We start from the raw sequence: 16,995 nt of genomic DNA, 5'->3' as shown, positions 1-16,995 counted from the left end.
TGGTCGTCAGGCCGAGAGGCGATCGTCGTCCTCTTGGGGGGAAGGGCCGGACCGGGGGATCAGCACGGCGACGGCGAGCGCGGTCAGGCAGAGCAGGGCGACGCTGACGACGACCGTGGAGTGCAGTGCGGTGACGAAGGCGACCCGGGCCGCGCTGAGCAGCTCGGGACCGGCGGTGCTCCCCGTCTCCGTGGCCACGTGGGCGGCCGCGGCGAGCGATTCCCGCGCCTCAGCCATCAGGGGTTCCGGAACTCCCGGGACGGCGGCCAGCGACGGCGCGTAGACGATCGCGGTGATCGTCCCGAGGACCGCGATGCCGAGCCCGGCCCCCAGTTCGTAGGCCGTCTCCTCGATCGCGGCCGCTCCTCCGGCGCGCGACTCGGGGGTGGACGCCATGATGGTGTCCGAGGCCGCGAGCAGCGCAACCTCGACTCCGAAGCCGATCCCCACGAAGCAGAGCGTGAGCATGACAGGGTGCTGCTCGACGCCCCAGCTCAGGACGGGGATGAGGGACAGGGCGGTGAGGGCCAGCCCCCCGGTCGTCGTCGCGCGCAGGCCGATCCGCTGGAGCACGTGCGCCGCGGCGAGCCCTCCGGCGATCGCGGCCACCATCAGGGGCAACATGCGGACCGCGGCCGCCAGCGGAGTCAGGCCCAGCACGAGCTGGAGGTATTGGGCGAGCATCAACTCCAGCCCCACCAACGCGAAGATCGCGAAGAGCACGCAGGCCACACCGGTAGAGAACCCGCGCTGCGTGAAGAGCCCGACGTCGAGCAGCGGGAACGCCAGGCGGCGCTGACGCTGTACGAACCAGATCAGCAGGACGACGCCGGCGAGGAACACGGCCACGGAGGGGCCTCGGCCGATCGTGTGCCCGTAGCCGGCCTCCTTGAGCCCGAACGCGACCGACAGGATGCCGAGCGTCGACAGGACGGCGCTCAGCGCGTCCCACGGATGGCCGGAGCGGCGCCGCGACGGAGGCAGGAGCCGCACCGCCAGCGGCAACGCGACGATGAGCAGGGGGACGTTGATCAGGAAGACCGCCCCCCACCACAGGTGCTCGACCATCACGCCGCCGATCAGCGGCCCCACCGCCGCTCCCGCCGCCGCGACCGCGCTCCAGACGCCGAGGGCGATCGCGCGTTCCCTGCGGTCGGTGAAGACCTGCCGGATGATCGAGAGCGTGGCCGGCATGATCATCGCGCCCCCGACGCCGAGGAGCGCCCGGGAGACGATCAAGGCGAGCGGGCTCCAGGCGAAGGCGGCGGCCAGCGAGGACAGGCCGAAGACGACATAACCGGCGATGACGAAACGCCGTCTGCCGTACCTGTCGCCGAGCGTGCCGAAGGTCACGAGCAGCGGGGCGACGACCAGCGAATAGATGTCGATGATCCAGAGCAGCTGGATCGAGGAGGGCTCGAGCGCCGCCGTCAGTGCGGGGACCGCTATGTGCAGCACCGTGGCGTCGACGGCGATCAGGAGCAGGCTGAAACAGAGCAGCACAAGCACCGACCACCGGTTCGCCCGGTGTTCTCGCACATCGCCTCCAGCGCTGACAGCGCCGGACTCGGTCTCAACCCCGACCATGATCATAGGGGGATCAGGGCTCCTCGGCCCGCTGGAACATGCGTGGCAGCTTAGGCCATCACCGGAGACTTCCTCAGCCGCTTCCGGTGAGCTCCATCCGATATCGGGCTATGTCCTCTTAAGTCTCTCTAGAGAGCCATAGGTATATAGCCGCTGTCTAGGCAAGCCACGACCCGCAACGGATCATGCGGGGGTGGGGAGCGAGATCGATCAATGGGACACATCCCCGGTTCCGCCCCCGCACGACCGCGCCGACCCTCGGGCCTGGTGTGCGGTCGCGGTGGCGAGACTGTCGCGCGGCCAGCCGGACGCGGCGCTGGACGCGGCGCGCCAGGCGGTCGATCGTGACCCGCACGGCGAGTGGGGGCATCGCCTGGCGAGTCTCGCCCTCGAGCGTCTCGGCCGGGACTCGGAGGCGGTCGAGGCGGCCCGCGAGGCCGTACGGCTCGCGCCGGGGTCGTGGGCGGCCAGGCTGCGGCTCGGCGGCGCACTCCGCCGTGTGCCGGGACACTGGCGCGAGGCGTGGGCGGAGGCGCGCACAGCCGTCCGGTTCGCCCCAGAAGAGGCGGATCCGCACGTCCTCACCGGAGATCTGGCCCTGCTCAGGGGAGAACACGCGCGAGCGGCGAGGGCGTACGAGGCCGCGCTGAGCCGGTCGCGGGACCACCGGGTGGCGCGGATCAACCTCGGACTCACGCTCCTGCGCTGGGAACGGCCGCGCGGGCACCACGACCCGGCCTGGGAGGCGGACCCGCGCGACACGGGCCGCGCGAGGCACGCCATCGTGATGTGGTCGCGCCAGATCCGGGTGCTGCTCGCGCTGGCGCTGACCGCGGCGTCGGTCGCCGGCCTCGGGTTCGACCTGCGCAGGGAGGCGCAGATCGGGGGCGCGGCGGTGCTCGCCGTGGTGCTGGCGATCACCATCAGGCAGGCGGGCCGGGTGCGGTCGTGGCCGTACGTCGTCCCCATGATGGGACGCGACCTGTGGCTCAGCATGTCGGCGTCCGTCAGCCTCCTCGTCGTCGCCGCCTACGTGGCCGGCATCGCGACGCTTCCCGAAGGCGCTGCGACGGCGCTGCGACGGCCGGAAGACGGCGTGTGGGCCGGTGCGATCGGCCTGGTGCTGTTCAACGGCCTGGCCGTGGCGCTGACGCGCCTCATCGTGGAGACCTGGCGGGGCAGACTCGTCCCGGCGCTGACACAACTCGCCGCCGCCTCGGACGAGCGGACCGCCCTGCGCGACAGCGACGTGACGCTGTGGCTCGTGGTGGGCCGCGGGTGGTGGCTGGTCGTGCTCACCGCGCTGCTGCCGCCCCTCACCGGCGAGCCGTTCACGGCCGCCGTCGCGCTGGCCGTCCCGGCCGCCCTGCTGTACGGACGGGCGAAGGTCGCGCGGGGAGCCGGGCGGGGGCTTCCTCTGCGCGCGATCCTGCGAACCGACCGGTGGCTCGCGATCGCGCTGTCGGCGCTGCTCGTGGCCGTCGCCGGCCTGGTCGTGGCCGGCGTCGTCAGCGGGACCGCGGAGATCCTCGGCGGATCGGCGACGAGAGCCGTCCCGCGTCCGGACGCCGGGCCTGCCGCCGCCGTCGCCCGTGGGGCGTCGCTGTGCGTGCTGGGCGCACTGGTCGTCGTGGCCGTCGCGTTCGCGGCGCGGGCCGCGCGGGCGTGGTGGCGCGGCGGTCCCGGACCCCTGCGCTCCTCGCTCGTCATGTCGGACTCGCGGGCGGCACCGCTCTCCGGCGACGTCAGCCCGTCGATCGGGCTGAGTGACGACGTACGGCACGCCGCGACCTTCTCCCGGAGCGTGGTGCTGGCCTACACCGAGCCCGGCGGGCCGCGCGCGCTCGCGGTCAGCGCGGTCACCTCGGTGAGCGCGTCGGGGGAGTTCCGCCTGATCACCGGGGACGAGGCGTGGGACGCCGTGGAGCGCGACCCCCGTGTGGTCCTGTACGTCGGCGACCCGCGCTTCTGGGCGGAGGTCAGAGGCGTCGCCGTGCCCGACAACGACGTCCTGCGCGTCACCCCCCGGCACGTCCTCATGCGGGAGTACCCCGGCCGCCACCAGGCTCGCACTCGTTAGGTCCACCCATTGCGCCGTCCCGTGCGGTATAACCGGGGGCGAACCGGGGAGGCGTCGATGCGAGACTCCGAAAGGGCACGGTCCGCGGGGATCTTAAGACGGACCACGGCACGGGATGTGTTCGAACAGGTCCGCGTCCGCTATTTCCGCCTTTCGCCGTTCGCCAGACGTGTCGTGTTCGTGGGGCTGCTCATCGCCGTCATGGGCCTGGCCGCGGCGTTGAGTTGGCCGCTCAGCACGACGTTCGTCTGCACCGTCGTCGTGCTGGCCTTCGTCGCGCTCGCGCTCAGTTATCCGCGAGCCGCGGCGACCGTGCTGGTGATGGCCGCCTGGGGGCTGCTGCTCTGGCCGTTCCTTGGCGTGTTCGGCACGCAGTCGATCGCGCCGTCCCTGTTGCTGTTCCTCGCCGTCCCCGTCGCCGCGGCCGCGCACCTGATCCGCTGGGTGACGCCGTGGGTCACCACGCTCATGGCACTGGCCCCGGCCGGCGTCGTCGCGTTCGCGTTGTCGTGGTCGTCTCCCGCCGCGTCCCTGTGGGGTGCGTACGGCGTGGCCGCAGCCGTCCTCGTCTTCCGGTTCGTCCTGGCGCGCGGGGTCCGGGCCGACTACGAGCAGGAGGGGACGGAGGGCGAGGCGCAGACCGCCCAGCAGCGGATCCGGATCGGCGGCCATCAGGCGTCCACCGGTGACAAGGGAGCGCCGCCGCCCATCACGGTCGAGCAGGCGCTCGGCGAACTGGAGTCCATGATCGGCCTGGAGCCGGTCAAGGAGCAGGTGCGGGCGATCGCGGCCTCCATCGAGGCGGCCAGGCTCCGCAAGGAGGCCGGCTACGCCAACGAGCCGCCCATGCGGCACTTCGTCTTCGTCGGCCCGCCGGGCACGGGCAAGACGAGCGTCGCCCGCACGGTGGCCAAGATCTTCTACGCCTTCGGGCTGCTGGAGACCCCGTTCGTGGTGGAGGCCCAGCGGGCCGACCTCGTGGGCGAGTATCTGGGCGCCACGGCGATCAAGACCAACGAGCTCATCGACCGGGCGCTCGGCGGGGTCCTGTTCGTCGACGAGGCCTACAGCCTGATCAACTCCGGTGACGGCCAGCCCGACAGATTCGGCTCGGAGGCGGTGCAGACCCTGCTCAAGCGGGCGGAGGACGACCGCGACCGGCTGATCGTCATCCTGGCCGGCTACGAGAAGGAGATGAACGGCTTCCTGGCGTCCAACCCCGGTCTGTCCAGCCGGTTCGCCAGCAGGGTCCGCTTCCCGAGCTACACGCCGGCCGAACTGCTGGAGATCACCGAGGCGCTGCAGATCAAGCGCGGCGACGCCCTCGCCCCCGATGCCCGGCCGGTGTTCCGCCGCCTGTACGAGGACGTCCACCGTCGCGGACTCATCGACGAACTGGGCAACGCGCGGTTCGCGCGCAGCCTGACCGCGGCCGCCGCTCAGGCCCGCGACGTGCGGGTCGTCAGTGCCGGCGGCGCGCCGCGCGGCGAGGACCTGGTCACGATCATCGCCGCCGACGTCACCAGGGCGTTCAACGAGATCACCGCGCGGTTCCGCGGTTACCAGGCCACGCCGACGCTCGAGGACGCTCTGGCCGACCTCGACCGCATGGCCGGGCTCGAACCGGTCAAGCAGCAGGTCCACGCGATAGCGGCGCAGCTGAAGGTGGCGCGGATGCGCCAGGAGCAGGGGCTGCCCATCCAGTCGCAGATGCGGCATTTCGTCTTCGTCGGTCCACCGGGCACGGGGAAGACGACCGTCGCCAGGATCCTCGGCCGGATCTTCTCCGCGCTGGGTCTGCTCGCCCGTCCCGACGTGGTCGAGGCGTCACGCGCCGACCTGGTGGGACAGCACCTCGGGGCCACCGCCATCAAGACCAACGAACTCGTCGACCGGGCGCTCGGGGGAGTGCTGTTCATCGACGAGGCGTACAGCCTGGTCAACGCGGGCTACTCCGGGGGCGACGCCTTCGGGTCGGAAGCCGTGCAGACCCTGCTGAAGCGGGCCGAGGACGACCGCGACCGCGTCGTCATCGTCCTGGCCGGCTACCGGCGGGAGATGGACGCCTTCCTCGCGACCAACCCCGGGCTGGCCTCGCGGTTCGACCAGCGGGTGTCGTTCCCGTCCTACGCCCCCTCCGAACTGGCCGAGATCGCCGCGCTGACGGCGTCCAAGAGCGGCGACCGCTTCGACGACGCGGCGGCGCGGGACCTCGCGGACGTCTTCGACTGGGTCTGCCGCGAGGGGCTCATCGACGGGCTGGGCAACGGGCGCTTCGCCCGGTCGCTGTACGAGAAGGCCGCACTGCGGCGCGACGTGCGACTGGCGGCCCAGGGGACGGCGAACACCGCCGAGCTCACGACGATCACCAGTGAGGACGTCCGCAGCGCGGTCGACGAATTGTCCTGACCCGCTGAAGGAGTCCTGACGGTCTATGTCTTTCGTGCTCGCGCGTCCAGATGGCCGGGAGTGATTACTTTCTGCTACTAATCAAGTGCGATATGTAGCTGGAGGAATCGGAGAGCACGTTGAGAGCACGATGGCCGGCCGTCTTGGCCGCACTGATCGCTCTGGGATCCGTGAGCGCCTGCGGGGGCGACAACATCCCGGGGTGGCGCGGAAGCAGCCTCGCTCCGTCTCCCGTCAAGGCGATCGACATCAACCCGGTGCCGCGAGAGAAGGTGCGGGACGGCGGGACCCTCAAGTGGGGGCTCGGCGACTTCCCCACCCAGTGGAACCAGAACCACATCGACGGCGACATCACCAGCGTCGACACGGTCATGAGCGCCCTGATGCCGGCCCCCTTCCGGTCGGATGAGAGGGGGCAGGTCTCCTTCGACCTCGACTACGTCACCAACGCCAGGGTCACCGCGACCACGCCTCACCAGGTCATCACCTACACGCTGAACCCGAAGGCCAAGTGGTCGGACGGCAAGCCGATCACCTGGGCCGACTACGCGGCGCAGTGGAAGGCGATGAACGGGCAGAACAAGGCCTTCCGCGTCGACTCCACGATCGCCTACGAGAACATCCAGAGCGTGACGAGGGGTGCGAGCGACCACGAGGTGGTGGTCACGCTGGCGCAGCCGTTCAACGAGTGGCAGTCGCTGTTCTCACCTCTGTATCCGGCTTCGGCCAACGCGACGCCCGAGGCGTTCAACTCCGACTGGGTCAACAAGATCCCTGTCACGGCCGGCCCGTTCAAGCTGTCCTCGTTCGACGTGAAGAACAAGACGATCACGCTCGACCGCGACGACAACTGGTGGGGCGACAAGGCGAAGCTCGACAAGATCGTCTTCAGGGGCGTCAAGACCGACATGGTCCGCGCCTTCACCAAGGGCGAGGTGGACGTCTTCGACGTGGGCGCCTCTCCCGACGAGTACTCGCGGGCGAGAGGGGCCTGGGACGCCGTCGTACGGCAGGCGGCGGGCACCGACTTCCGGCAGTTCACCTTCAACGGCGAGAGCCCGGCGTTGTCCGACCTCCGGGTCCGCCGGGCGATGGCGATGGCGCTCGACCGCCGCGCCCTCATGCAACTCGACCTGAAGGGGCTCGGCTGGCCGGCCGTCACGCTCGACAACCACTTCCTGGCCAACAGCCAGCAGGGGTATCGCGGCAACGCGGGAGATCTCGGCGTCTACAACCCGCAGCGGGCCGGGCAGTTGCTCGACGAGGCCGGCTGGAAGTTGTCCGGCAAGACGAGGGCCAAGAACGGCACCCCGCTGAACCTGCGCTTCGTCGTCCCGTCGGGGGTCGGCGTGAGCGACACCGAGGCCGAGGTGACGAGGCTCATGCTCCGGCGCATCGGGGTCGGCGTCACGATCCAGACGGTGCCGTTCAACGACTTCTTCACCAAGTACCTGATCCCGGGCAATTTCGACGTCACCGCCTTCTCGTATCCGGCCACGCCGTACCCGATCTCGAACGCCTTCGACGTGTACGCCAATGGCGAGGCGGCCAAGGGTGACGACATGAAGTGGTACTCCAACCTGGGCCGCACCGGCAGTCACGAGATCGACCAGGCGATGTACCGGGCGGGCAGCGTGCTGGACCTGGCGGAGGCCGAGGAGTCCGTCAACACGGCCGACGGGCTGGTCTGGCAGGAGATCAACGTCCTGCCGCTCTACCAGACGCCGCAGAACGTGGCCGTGCGGTCCACCCTGGCCAACATCGGGGCCAGCGGGTTCTACGACCTCAAGTACGCCGACATCGGATTCACGTCCTGACGCCCGGCACCGGCCGGAACCACAACCGGTCGCCGGGTCGCAACTGCGCGACCAGGGAGAGGTCGCGCGCCGCCACCACACCGATCACCGGGTAACCGCCCGTCGTCGGATGGTCGGCGAGGAAGACGATGGGCCGGCCGTCCGGGGGGACCTGGACGGCCCCCAGCGTCATCCCCTCGCTGGGGATCTCGCCCCCGCGGGCCCGCTCCAGCGCCGTGCCCCTGAGCCGGACGCCCACGCGGTTGATCTCCGTGGCGACCTCGTACGGCCCGGCGCGCAGAGCCGCGACGGCGTCCGGCGTGAACCAGTCGGCCCTCGGCCCGAGCACGATCCGTACGGGCGGACACGAGGAGAACGGGCCCTGAACGGCGGAGTCCACCCTGATCGCGGCCGAGGGCCCGGCCCCGCCGACGGGAAGGACCGTCCCCGTCCGCAACGGCGGCGGCCCGAGCCCGGACAGCGAGTCGGTGGACCGGCTGCCCAGCACCGGTTCGACGCCGATCCCGCCCCGCACGGCGACATACGTACGCAGGCCCTCCCGGGGGGTGCCGACGCGGAGCGTGCCGCCCTGGGGGATCCAGACGGGCGCGCACATGCCCGTGGGCCGCCTGTCGGCGTCCACCGGGCACGGAGCCCCCGTCAGGGCGATCCACGCGTTGTCCCCGAAGCGCAGCGCCGCGCCCCCGAAGGTCAGCTCGATCCCCGCCGCGGACTCGGGATTGCCGACCAGCCGGTTGGCCAGGCGCAGGCTCGGGGCGTCCGCCGCGCCGGAACGCGGCACGCCGAGATGGGCGTAGCCGGGCCGGCCGAGGTCCTGGACGGTCGCGTACGGTCCCGGCGACACGATCTCGATCATGGCAGGAACCGGACCCGCGTCCCCGGCGGCAACTTCGTCGGAGGGTCGGCCGCCACGTCCCAGACCCGCACGTCCGTACGGCCGAGCAGCCGCCATCCGCCGGGGGACGCCGAGGGATACACGGCGGAGTACGGCCCGGCGATCGCCACGGACCCGGGCGGCACCGACGTGCGCGGCGCGTCCAGGCGCGGCGCGTGCAGCCGGGGGTCGAGCCCGATGAGATAGGCGAATCCCGGGGCGAAGCCGAGCCAGCCCACCACGAACTCCGATCCGGCGTGCAGCGCGATCACTTCGGCGACGGTGAGGCCGGTCAGCGCGGCCACGGAGTCGAGATCGTCGCCGTCGTAGACCACGGGGATCTCGACGATCCTGGCCGCCGTGCCGGTCTCGTCCCGCGCCGGACCGGCGTCCGTCACCGAGGCGAGCAGGCCGGCCAGCCTCGACTCCAGGCGTTCCTGGTCGGCGTCCGGCGCGACGACCAGGACGGTCTCCTGGCCGGGCACGATCTCCTCCACGTGCTCGGGCCGGTCGGCCCGCAGCAGCGCGTCCAGGCGATGGGCGGCCTCGAGCGAGCCCGTCTCGACCAGCAGGGCCTGCTCGCCCGCCCGCCGGATCGTCATGCGAAGGACTCCAGGGTGACGCCCGCCTCCGTGAGCGCCTTGCGCACGGCCTCCGCGAGCACCACGGCGCCGGGGGTGTCCCCGTGGACGCAGACGGAGCGGGGGGCGATCCGCACCTCGGTGCCGTCGACGGCGGTGACCGTCCCCTCGAGGGCCATCCGCACCGCGCGGGCGGCCACCTCGTCCGGGTCGTGCAGGACGGCGCCGGGCTCGCGGCGCGACACGAGCGTGCCCGCCGGTGTGTAGGCGCGATCGGCGAAGGACTCGGTCACCGTGGGCACGTCGTATCCGGCGGCGATCTCGTGCAGCACCGAGCCGGGCAGCGTGAGGACCGGCAGAGGCCGCCCTGCCGAGGGGATGTAGTCGGCCACGGCGGCCACCACGGCCTCCGCCTGGACGACGTCCCGGCAGGCCCGGTTGTAGAGGGCTCCGTGCGGCTTGACGTAGGTCACCTCGCCGCCCATGGCCCTGGCGATCCCGTCGACGGCCGAGATCTGGTAGAGCACCTCGGCGCAGAGTTCCTCGGGGTCGACGTCCATCTCCCTGCGGCCGAACCCGGCGAGGTCCCGGTAGGACACCTGGGCCCCGATGGCCACGCCCCGGTCCACGGCTGCGGCGCAGGTCCGTCTGATGATGAGCGGGTCGCCCGCATGGAACCCGCACGCCACGTTCGCACTCGTCACGATGTCGAGCAGGGCCAGATCCTCGCCGAGGCTCCAGACCCCGAAGCCCTCCCCGAGATCCGCGTTCAGATCGATCACTGCGTTCATGGTCTCCGCCGCCCCCCTCGCATCATCAATCCTGCCGCAGATCGGCCGGGCCGCGGGGTCAGACCGGTGGTTCGTCCGGGATGTCGGCGATGTCGTCCAGAGCCGCGGCCAGTTCGTCGGGGTGGTCGCCGATCCGCTCGGCGATCTCGATGAGGATGTGCAGCACGTCGTGCCGGTCGTGCCCGAGATCGATCAGCCGCTGGGCCGCCTCCCACAGTTGCGGAGGGTCGCCGACCCACAACCTGCCCGCTATCTCCTCGTGCCAGGCGAGATGCTCCTCGAGGTCGTGCCTGCTCAGCTCGTCCGCGTGGTCGATCTCGAGGAGGATCCGCCGGTCAGCCTCGTCCGACGGGTTGAGCAGGTCGAGGTCGGTCGAGCCGCGCATGCCCTGGAGCAGCGGGAACGCGAACGCCCGCCGGGCGAGGGCGGACAGGTCGCCGTCGGGCAGCAGCCGTCGCACGAGTGAGGGGTCCAGGCCGAACGACGTCGGGTCCCGGTAGGCCTCGGTGAAGCGTGCCGTCGCCTCCCAGACCGCGTCCAAGGTGGCCCGGACGCCCTCCTCCGGCAGTCCGATGCGCGGGGCGGCGAAACGTACCCAGGCCGACAGCACGTGCGGAATGGCGTCCTGCTCGGCGGGGGAGAGCAGGACCTTGCGCGGCAGCCAGTCGAGCAGGAACGTCTCGCACTTGGTCGGGCTCACCCGCATCGGCCGCCCGAAGTCCTGGTCACAGCCGTAGTCGATGATGTGGTCGGTGCATCGCGAGGCCGCCGACGGGTCGGACAGGTTCTCCGCCGCGTCCGAGGCCAGGAACTCGGCCGCGAGCATCGCGCGGCGGTCCCGGCTGTAGGGGGCCTCCGTGTGCGCCGGTTCCGGGCGCAGGCGTCCCGGCGGCAGGGCCTTGATCCGCGCCCGTGCGAAGGCGTGGTAGGCGCTGTAGCTGTCGCTGACGAGCTTGGGAGTCTTGCGGCCCTGGGCGGCCCCGGTCGCCTTCATGGCGAAGTCCAGCAGCGCCCGGGCCTGTTGCGGCTCGATCTCCTGGAAGCGCAGCAGGGCGTTCCCCGAGGCCTCCTGCCTGGCCTGCTCCAGCAGCTTGTCGACCTGTGACGACACCCACGCGTCCCTGGCCATGCCGCCCATGTTGTAGTCGACCACCAGGACCAGGGCGTGCGTGTCCTGCCCGTTGTAGGCGAAGGTGCACACGACGGTGTCCTGGTCGCCGTAGACGTCCCTGGAGACGTAGCACCCCGCGGGCTTCACCGCGCCGACGCGGTCGGCCCACTGGGGCCTGGCCACGTCCGACTCCATCAGCGCGAGCGCGGCGCCCTCGGCCTTGGCGGCCTGGCGGGCGGTGCCGAGATAGGCGACGGAGACGAGCAGCGTCAGCGCCGCGGGGGTGCCGGCCTTGGCCGCGTAGTCGACGAGACCCTCGCCGAGTATCTGCTCGACGTCGCCGCCGCGCAGCCGCCTTCCCCACCAGGCGCCGAGCATGTCGGACACCATGAGCTCGGCGTCGAGCGGGCTGCGGACGGCGAGCAGCTCCCGGGCCGCCAGCAACATCTCCGCGAAAACGTCGTCCGGCGGCCGGGTCTCCCGGGGATCTCGTCGGTGCCGACGACTCACGAGAACTCGTTCCGCTCGCTCACGCTCCCACCCTCTCGCATTCCCGCGCCGAACGGCATCAGGAACGCGGGCCGGTGACGTCCCCGTTATGTGCGGGACGGCGGAGCCGAGTTGACCATTCCGAGCAGGTGCTCGCGGGCGACCCGCTCGACGATCTCGGGTGTGACGTCGAGCCCCAGGTGACCTGCGCACGCGGACACGTCCGTGACGCAGCGGTTGATGGAGCTCACGGGGATGCTCAGGAATTCGGCGGCCAGCCGGGCGATCACGTATCCGCGGAGCTCGGCCTCCGCGGACGGGCCGCCACTGACACGCATTGCGAGTGCGGGCATAGGCTGCGTTCCTCGCTCAATGGGGACCTGCCGCCCCTTATTCCACCCCTTTCCGGGCGACTGTCAACCCTTTGATGACGTCACATGCCAAGCTTGTCGCATGCGGATCCAGCTCGCACAGCAACCGGAGGCCGACGAGTTGCTCGGCCGCAACCCCCTCGCCCTTCTGATCGGCATGCTGCTCGACCAGCAGATTCCGATGGAATGGGCGTTCTCGGGGCCCCGGGCCATCGCCGACAGGATGGGCCATGACTTGGCCGCGCGGGAGATCGCCTCCTATGATCCTGCGCAGTTCGCGGATCTGCTGGCGGCCAAGCCCGCGGTTCATCGCTATCCGAAGTCGATGGCGGGCCGGATCCAGCAGCTCGCGGCCTACCTGGTCGAGCATTACGACGGCTCGGCCGACGGGGTGTGGGAAGATGTCGGCGATGGTGCCGAACTGCTGGGCCGGTTGATGGCCTTGCCCGGATTCGGGCGGCAGAAGGCGCAGATCTTCGTGGCACTGCTGGGCAAGCAACTCGGTGTCCGGCCGCAGGGGTGGCGTGAGGCGGCCGGGCCGTACGGCGAGGAGGGCGTGCACCGGTCGGTGGCCGACGTCGTCGACGCCGGCAGTCTGGAACTGGTCCGTGCGACGAAACAGGAAGCGAAGCGGGCGGCCAAGAAGTAAGCCGGATCTTCCTGCGCGGGGTGCCGGTCTTTTGACAGGATGCGTTGACCGTATGGCGGGCGGGGCTTCCGTCCGTACATGCCCATCACCGATGATGTAGGGCAGATCGCGCTACCAATCACAGTTATGGAGATGTGCCTCGTGGGAGAGCCTGGCACGCGACGGAGGTGCCGACCATGAGCGCCGAAACCTCCGTGCCCCGGCCCCGGGAGTCCGGTTTGGACATCTCAGACTCCGACCTCTTCAGAGGTTTGATGTCGGAGGCTCCGTTTGCTTTTGCCTTTTTTGACCCATCCGGTCGATTTGTCCGAGTTAATTCCACATTTACCGAACTGACCGGACATCCCGTCGAGCGACATCTCGATCGCCGCCCCGCGGAACTTCTCGCCGCCGATCTCACGGCACTCATCGACTCGGCCCTGCGCCGGATCGGTGAGGAGGGCCTGCCGGTCACCGACCAGCGGATCAGGACCAGGGCGGAGAACGGCGACAGCCGTCACTGGGCGGTCTCGTTCTACCCGATGCACGGCGACGAGGGCGTCGTGGGCGTCGCCCTGTTCGGCATCGACCTCACCGAGCGGCAGATGACCGAGGAGGACCTGCGGCGCAGCGAGGAGCGGTACCGGTCGCTCGTCGAGTCGCAGCAGCAGCTCGTGTGGATCACCGCCCCGAGCGGCAGCGTCGTCGAGGACGCGCCGCAGTGGCGGGCCATCACCGGCCAGGGCCTCGAGGAGTACCTCGCCCACGGCTGGCTCGAGGCCGTCCACCCCGACGACCGTCCCGGGGCCGAGGAGGCGTGGCGCGAGGCGCTGCGCGGCCGGACGATGTTCGAGTGGAGCTACCGGGTCCGCACCCGGGCCAGCGGCTACCGGCACTTCGAGGTCCGCGCCGTGCCGATCATCAGGCACGGCCGGGTGGTCGAGTGGGTCGGTGCGAACTCCGACGTCACGCCGCAGCGCGAGGCGGAGGAGATGCGCGGACGTCTCACCGACCAGCTCGGCGCCGCGGCCCTGCGCACCGCCAGGCTCCAGGGCGCCACGGCCCTGCTCGCCGAGGCTCTCACCGTCGAGCAGGTGGTGCAGGTCATCATCGACGTCGGCCGTACGGCCCTGGCCGCCGACCACTCGGCGGTCGCCCTGCTCGACCCCGATCGGGCGACGCTCAAGGTGATCAACAGCGGTGGCATCCCCGACGCGCCCGGCGCGCCGGGCGAGGACATCCAGCTGTCCCAGTCCAGCGTGATGACCATCGCGGTCAACAGCCGCCGCCCGGTCTTCGCCGAGTCGCCGGACAGTCTCCGGACCAAGCTGGTGGACGCCGGCGCGGAGGAGGAGCAGATCCTCGGCTTCCTCCGGCACACCGACGAGCGCGCCTGGGTCGGCCTCCCGCTGCTGGCCGCGGGCCGCGCCCTCGGCGCGCTGCGGTTCTCCTTCACCCGCCCGCAGAAGATCTCCCAGGAGGACGGCGTCTTCCTGGAGGCCCTCGCGGGCCAGTGCGCGCTCGCCGTCGAGCGGGCGACCTTGTTCGAGCGTGAGCACCGGACCGCCGAGACGCTCCAGCGGAGCCTGCTGCCCGATCGCCTGCCGGTCGTGCGAGGCCTGGAGTTGGCCCAGCGGTTCAGGTCGGGCTCGCGCCACGTCCAGGTCGGCGGCGACTGGTACGACGCGTTCGTCCTGCAGGACGGGCGCGTGGCGGCCGTCGTCGGCGACGTCATGGGCAAGGGCGTCAAGGCCGCGGCGGGAATGGGCCGCATCCGCAACGCGATGCGGGCCCTCGCGCTGACCAACCCGCCGCCCGCCGCCGTCCTCACGGGTCTCGATCGGGTCTTCGAGGCCACCGAGGAGGAGGAGCAGGTCACCACGCTGGCCTACATGGTCGTCGAGCCGGGCACGGGAGAGGGCACGCTGGCGCTGGCCGGCCACCCGCCGCCCCTGCTCGTCTCACCCCAGGGGACCGCGATGCTCCACGAGACCGAGCCCGGCACGCCCCTCGGCTGGGCCACCAGCCGGAGGCAGTTCAGGTTCTGTGTGCCGCCCGGGCACACGGCCGTCCTCTACTCCGACGGTCTCGTCGAGAACCGCAAGCGGGGGCTGGATGCGGGGCTTCGTGAGCTTTCGTCCGTTGTGGCCGAAGCGCCCCCGGAGGTCGTGAGCAGCCCTCATATGTTGCTGGATTTCCTGGTGGACCGAATGTTGTCCGGGTATGAGCAAGATGACGACGTGACGGTACTCGCAGTTCATGTGCCGTCCGCCACGAAGAGTGACTGAATGAAACAGTCATAACGGTTGCTTTCGGGTATCAGTGACCGGCTTCCGTACGCACTAGTCTCTCGGTCCGCCTAGGGTGGAGAGGCAACCGGCGGTACGCGGCCGTATTACGTGCCGTGGCGTGCCACAATGGCATGTCGCGGTCCGCGCGGCCTCACCACCGGAAAAGAAGAAGCACTGGGTCCATTCCCGTCATGCGTTCGTTCGAGAGGTGTTCGTGTCGCCTGCAAGTTCGACTCGCTCGAAGCCGTCGGAGCTGAACGAGCCAGTGATTCAGCAGCTCCTCGAGCGTGGGCGCTCGCAGGGTTTCCTCGAGTCCGAGGATGTCCGCAAGGCCTTCGAGGAAGCGGACATCCCGCTGTCGCACGCTGCTGGATTCCTGCGCAGCCTCAGCAAAGAGGGTGTGACCGTCGTGGTCACCGCTGCTGACTCCGCGGCGCCGAAGCGGTCCCGAGGTCAAGCCAAGCGTCGCACCACCGCGCCCGTCAAGAAGACGACGACCAAGTCGGCCGCGGCCAAGGAATCGCAGCCGGAGACCGTCACCGCCGTGGTGACCGACTCCGCGCCGGCGGCCAAGCCCGCGGCCAAGAAGGCGCCCGCCAAGCCGGCCGCCAAGCCCGGAGCCGCAAAGCCCGCTCCGGCGAAGGCGCCCGCGCAGGCGGCCGCCAAGAAGGCCGCGCCGGGGGCCAAGCCCGGGGCCAAGGACGCGCCCGCCAACGGGCCCGAGTCCAAGGTGACCAAGGCCGACGCGAAGGCCAAGTCCGCCGACGCGTCCGAGGACGAGGACGATCTCGACCTCGAGGCCGATGTCGAGATCGAGGACCTCGACCTGGAGGTCGAGGACGTCGACCTGGAGGTCGAGGCGGACGCCGAGCCCGACGCGGAGGCCGAGCCTGACGCGGAGGCCGAGACCGACGAGCCCAAGGCCGAGGTCGTCGTCCAGTCCGACGATGAGGTCCTGATCCTCACCGACGACGACGATGACGCGCCGGTGGCCCAGGTCGCGGCCGCGGGTGCCACCGCGGACCCGGTCAAGGACTACCTCAAGCAGATCGGCAAGGTCCCGCTCCTCAACGCCGAGCAGGAGGTCGAGCTCGCCAAGCGGATCGAGGCCGGCCTGTTCGCCGAGGAGCAGCTGTCCAGCGATGGCGAGCAGCTTCCCGTCGATGTGCGGGCCGAGCTCGAGTGGATCGCCGAGGACGGCCGCCGGGCCAAGAACCACCTGCTCGAGGCCAACCTCCGTCTGGTCGTGTCGCTCGCCAAGCGCTACACCGGCCGCGGCATGCTCTTCCTGGACCTGATCCAGGAGGGCAACCTGGGCCTGATCCGTGCGGTCGAGAAGTTCGACTACACCAAGGGCTACAAGTTCTCGACGTACGCCACGTGGTGGATCCGGCAGGCGATCACCCGGGCCATGGCCGACCAGGCGCGGACCATCCGCATCCCGGTCCACATGGTCGAAGTGATCAACAAGCTGGCCCGTGTCCAGCGGCAGATGCTGCAGGACCTCGGCCGGGAGCCCACGCCGGAGGAGCTGGCCCGCGAGCTGGACATGACCCCGGAAAAGGTCATCGAGGTCCAGAAGTACGGCCGCGAGCCCATCTCCCTGCACACTCCTCTGGGTGAGGAGGGTGACAGCGAGTTCGGCGACCTGATCGAGGACTCCGAGGCCATCGTCCCGGCCGACGCCGTCAGCTTCACGCTGCTGCAGGAGCAACTGCACTCCGTTCTGGACACGCTGTCCGAGCGGGAGGCGGGCGTCGTCTCGATGCGGTTCGGTCTCACCGACGGACAGCCGAAGACTCTTGACGAGATCGGCAAGGTCTACGGGGTCACCCGTGAGCGCATCCGCCAGATCGAGTCCAAGACCATGTCGAAGCTCCGTCACCCGTCCCGCTCCCAGGTTCTGCGGGACTACCTCGACTGATCGGCTTTAACCTCTCTGTAACACCGTGGTAGCGCGCCGCGC

General features: G+C 70.6%; 12 protein-coding genes. 6 read left to right on the top strand and 6 right to left on the bottom strand.

The window, feature by feature from the left end; all coding sequences use genetic code 11:
• Positions 1-6: 6 nt before the first annotated feature.
• On the bottom strand, positions 7-1,539 hold the full coding sequence (locus Pmi06nite_RS05370) for an MFS transporter (protein ID WP_239113670.1): 1,533 nt from the start codon (positions 1,537-1,539) through the stop codon (positions 7-9).
• A gap of 241 nt (positions 1,540-1,780) precedes the next feature.
• Between Pmi06nite_RS05370 and Pmi06nite_RS05365 the strand changes: the two genes are divergently transcribed.
• The 3 genes from Pmi06nite_RS05365 (at position 1,781) to Pmi06nite_RS05355 (ending at position 7,893) form a co-directional block, all read left to right on the top strand.
• A complete protein-coding gene (locus tag Pmi06nite_RS05365; protein WP_239113669.1) occupies positions 1,781-3,667 on the top strand; it encodes a tetratricopeptide repeat protein in 1,887 nt (628 codons plus the stop codon).
• A gap of 57 nt (positions 3,668-3,724) precedes the next feature.
• Positions 3,725-6,076: an AAA family ATPase gene (locus Pmi06nite_RS05360; RefSeq protein WP_203951685.1), complete on the top strand. Its 2,352-nt coding sequence runs from the start codon at positions 3,725-3,727 to the stop codon at positions 6,074-6,076.
• Positions 6,077-6,219: 143 nt separating this feature from the next.
• Positions 6,220-7,893, top strand: coding sequence for an ABC transporter family substrate-binding protein (locus Pmi06nite_RS05355; protein WP_203951684.1), 1,674 nt, complete (start codon positions 6,220-6,222; stop codon positions 7,891-7,893).
• Here Pmi06nite_RS05355 and Pmi06nite_RS05350 read toward each other — a convergent pair.
• From Pmi06nite_RS05350 to Pmi06nite_RS05330, 5 genes are all read right to left on the bottom strand, one after another.
• Positions 7,883-8,749 (bottom strand): 5-oxoprolinase subunit C family protein, encoded by an 867-nt coding sequence (locus tag Pmi06nite_RS05350; protein WP_203951683.1) that lies wholly within the window; start codon positions 8,747-8,749, stop codon positions 7,883-7,885. The genes Pmi06nite_RS05355 and Pmi06nite_RS05350 overlap by 11 nt on opposite strands.
• Positions 8,746-9,369: a 5-oxoprolinase subunit B family protein gene (locus tag Pmi06nite_RS05345; RefSeq protein ID WP_203951682.1), complete on the bottom strand. Its 624-nt coding sequence runs from the start codon at positions 9,367-9,369 to the stop codon at positions 8,746-8,748. The genes Pmi06nite_RS05350 and Pmi06nite_RS05345 overlap by 4 nt, the downstream gene beginning before the upstream one ends.
• Positions 9,366-10,139 carry a LamB/YcsF family protein gene (locus Pmi06nite_RS05340; RefSeq protein ID WP_203951681.1) on the bottom strand — a complete coding sequence of 258 codons (774 nt, stop codon included), beginning with the start codon at positions 10,137-10,139 and terminating at the stop codon, positions 9,366-9,368. The genes Pmi06nite_RS05345 and Pmi06nite_RS05340 overlap by 4 nt, the downstream gene beginning before the upstream one ends.
• A 58-nt stretch (positions 10,140-10,197) precedes the next feature.
• Positions 10,198-11,697, bottom strand: coding sequence for a hypothetical protein (locus Pmi06nite_RS05335; RefSeq protein ID WP_239113703.1), 1,500 nt, complete (start codon positions 11,695-11,697; stop codon positions 10,198-10,200).
• Between the two features lie 149 nt (positions 11,698-11,846).
• Positions 11,847-12,092 (bottom strand): hypothetical protein, encoded by a 246-nt coding sequence (locus Pmi06nite_RS05330; protein WP_373317254.1) that lies wholly within the window; start codon positions 12,090-12,092, stop codon positions 11,847-11,849.
• Between the two features lie 100 nt (positions 12,093-12,192).
• Here Pmi06nite_RS05330 and Pmi06nite_RS05325 point away from each other — a divergent pair, with 100 nt between their 5' ends.
• The 3 genes from Pmi06nite_RS05325 (at position 12,193) to Pmi06nite_RS05315 (ending at position 16,953) form a co-directional block, all read left to right on the top strand.
• Entirely contained in the window at positions 12,193-12,759 is a 567-nt protein-coding gene (locus tag Pmi06nite_RS05325) for an HhH-GPD-type base excision DNA repair protein (RefSeq protein ID WP_203951679.1), read from the top strand.
• A 176-nt stretch (positions 12,760-12,935) separates the two neighbouring features.
• Positions 12,936-15,026, top strand: a complete 2,091-nt coding sequence (locus Pmi06nite_RS05320) for a SpoIIE family protein phosphatase (RefSeq protein WP_203951678.1) — start codon at positions 12,936-12,938, stop codon at positions 15,024-15,026.
• 217 nt (positions 15,027-15,243) lie between these two features.
• Complete coding sequence (locus Pmi06nite_RS05315; RefSeq protein WP_203951677.1) at positions 15,244-16,953, top strand: RNA polymerase sigma factor; 1,710 nt, start codon at positions 15,244-15,246, stop codon at positions 16,951-16,953.
• Positions 16,954-16,995: the final 42 nt, after the last annotated feature.

Origin of the sequence: Planotetraspora mira (assembly GCF_016863275.1) — a bacterium.
In the GTDB taxonomy this organism is placed as follows: Bacteria; Actinomycetota; Actinomycetes; order Streptosporangiales; family Streptosporangiaceae; genus Planotetraspora; species Planotetraspora mira.
This window is presented reverse-complemented; position numbering and strand designations above follow the sequence as displayed.

What these genes read in the sequence shown, in the direction of transcription:
- Pmi06nite_RS05360 (WP_203951685.1), top strand. Translation starts at nt 3,725, where the DNA reads ATGCGAGACTCCGAAAGGGCACGGTCCGCGGGGATCTTAAGACGGACC.
- Pmi06nite_RS05350 (WP_203951683.1), bottom strand. Translation starts at nt 8,749, where the DNA reads ATGATCGAGATCGTGTCGCCGGGACCGTACGCGACCGTCCAGGACCTC.
- Pmi06nite_RS05345 (WP_203951682.1), bottom strand. Translation starts at nt 9,369, where the DNA reads ATGACGATCCGGCGGGCGGGCGAGCAGGCCCTGCTGGTCGAGACGGGC.
- Pmi06nite_RS05340 (WP_203951681.1), bottom strand. Translation starts at nt 10,139, where the DNA reads ATGAACGCAGTGATCGATCTGAACGCGGATCTCGGGGAGGGCTTCGGG.
- Pmi06nite_RS05335 (WP_239113703.1), bottom strand. Translation starts at nt 11,697, where the DNA reads ATGTTGCTGGCGGCCCGGGAGCTGCTCGCCGTCCGCAGCCCGCTCGAC.
- Pmi06nite_RS05330 (WP_373317254.1), bottom strand. Translation starts at nt 12,092, where the DNA reads ATGCCCGCACTCGCAATGCGTGTCAGTGGCGGCCCGTCCGCGGAGGCC.
- Pmi06nite_RS05325 (WP_203951679.1), top strand. Translation starts at nt 12,193, where the DNA reads ATGCGGATCCAGCTCGCACAGCAACCGGAGGCCGACGAGTTGCTCGGC.
- Pmi06nite_RS05320 (WP_203951678.1), top strand. Translation starts at nt 12,936, where the DNA reads ATGAGCGCCGAAACCTCCGTGCCCCGGCCCCGGGAGTCCGGTTTGGAC.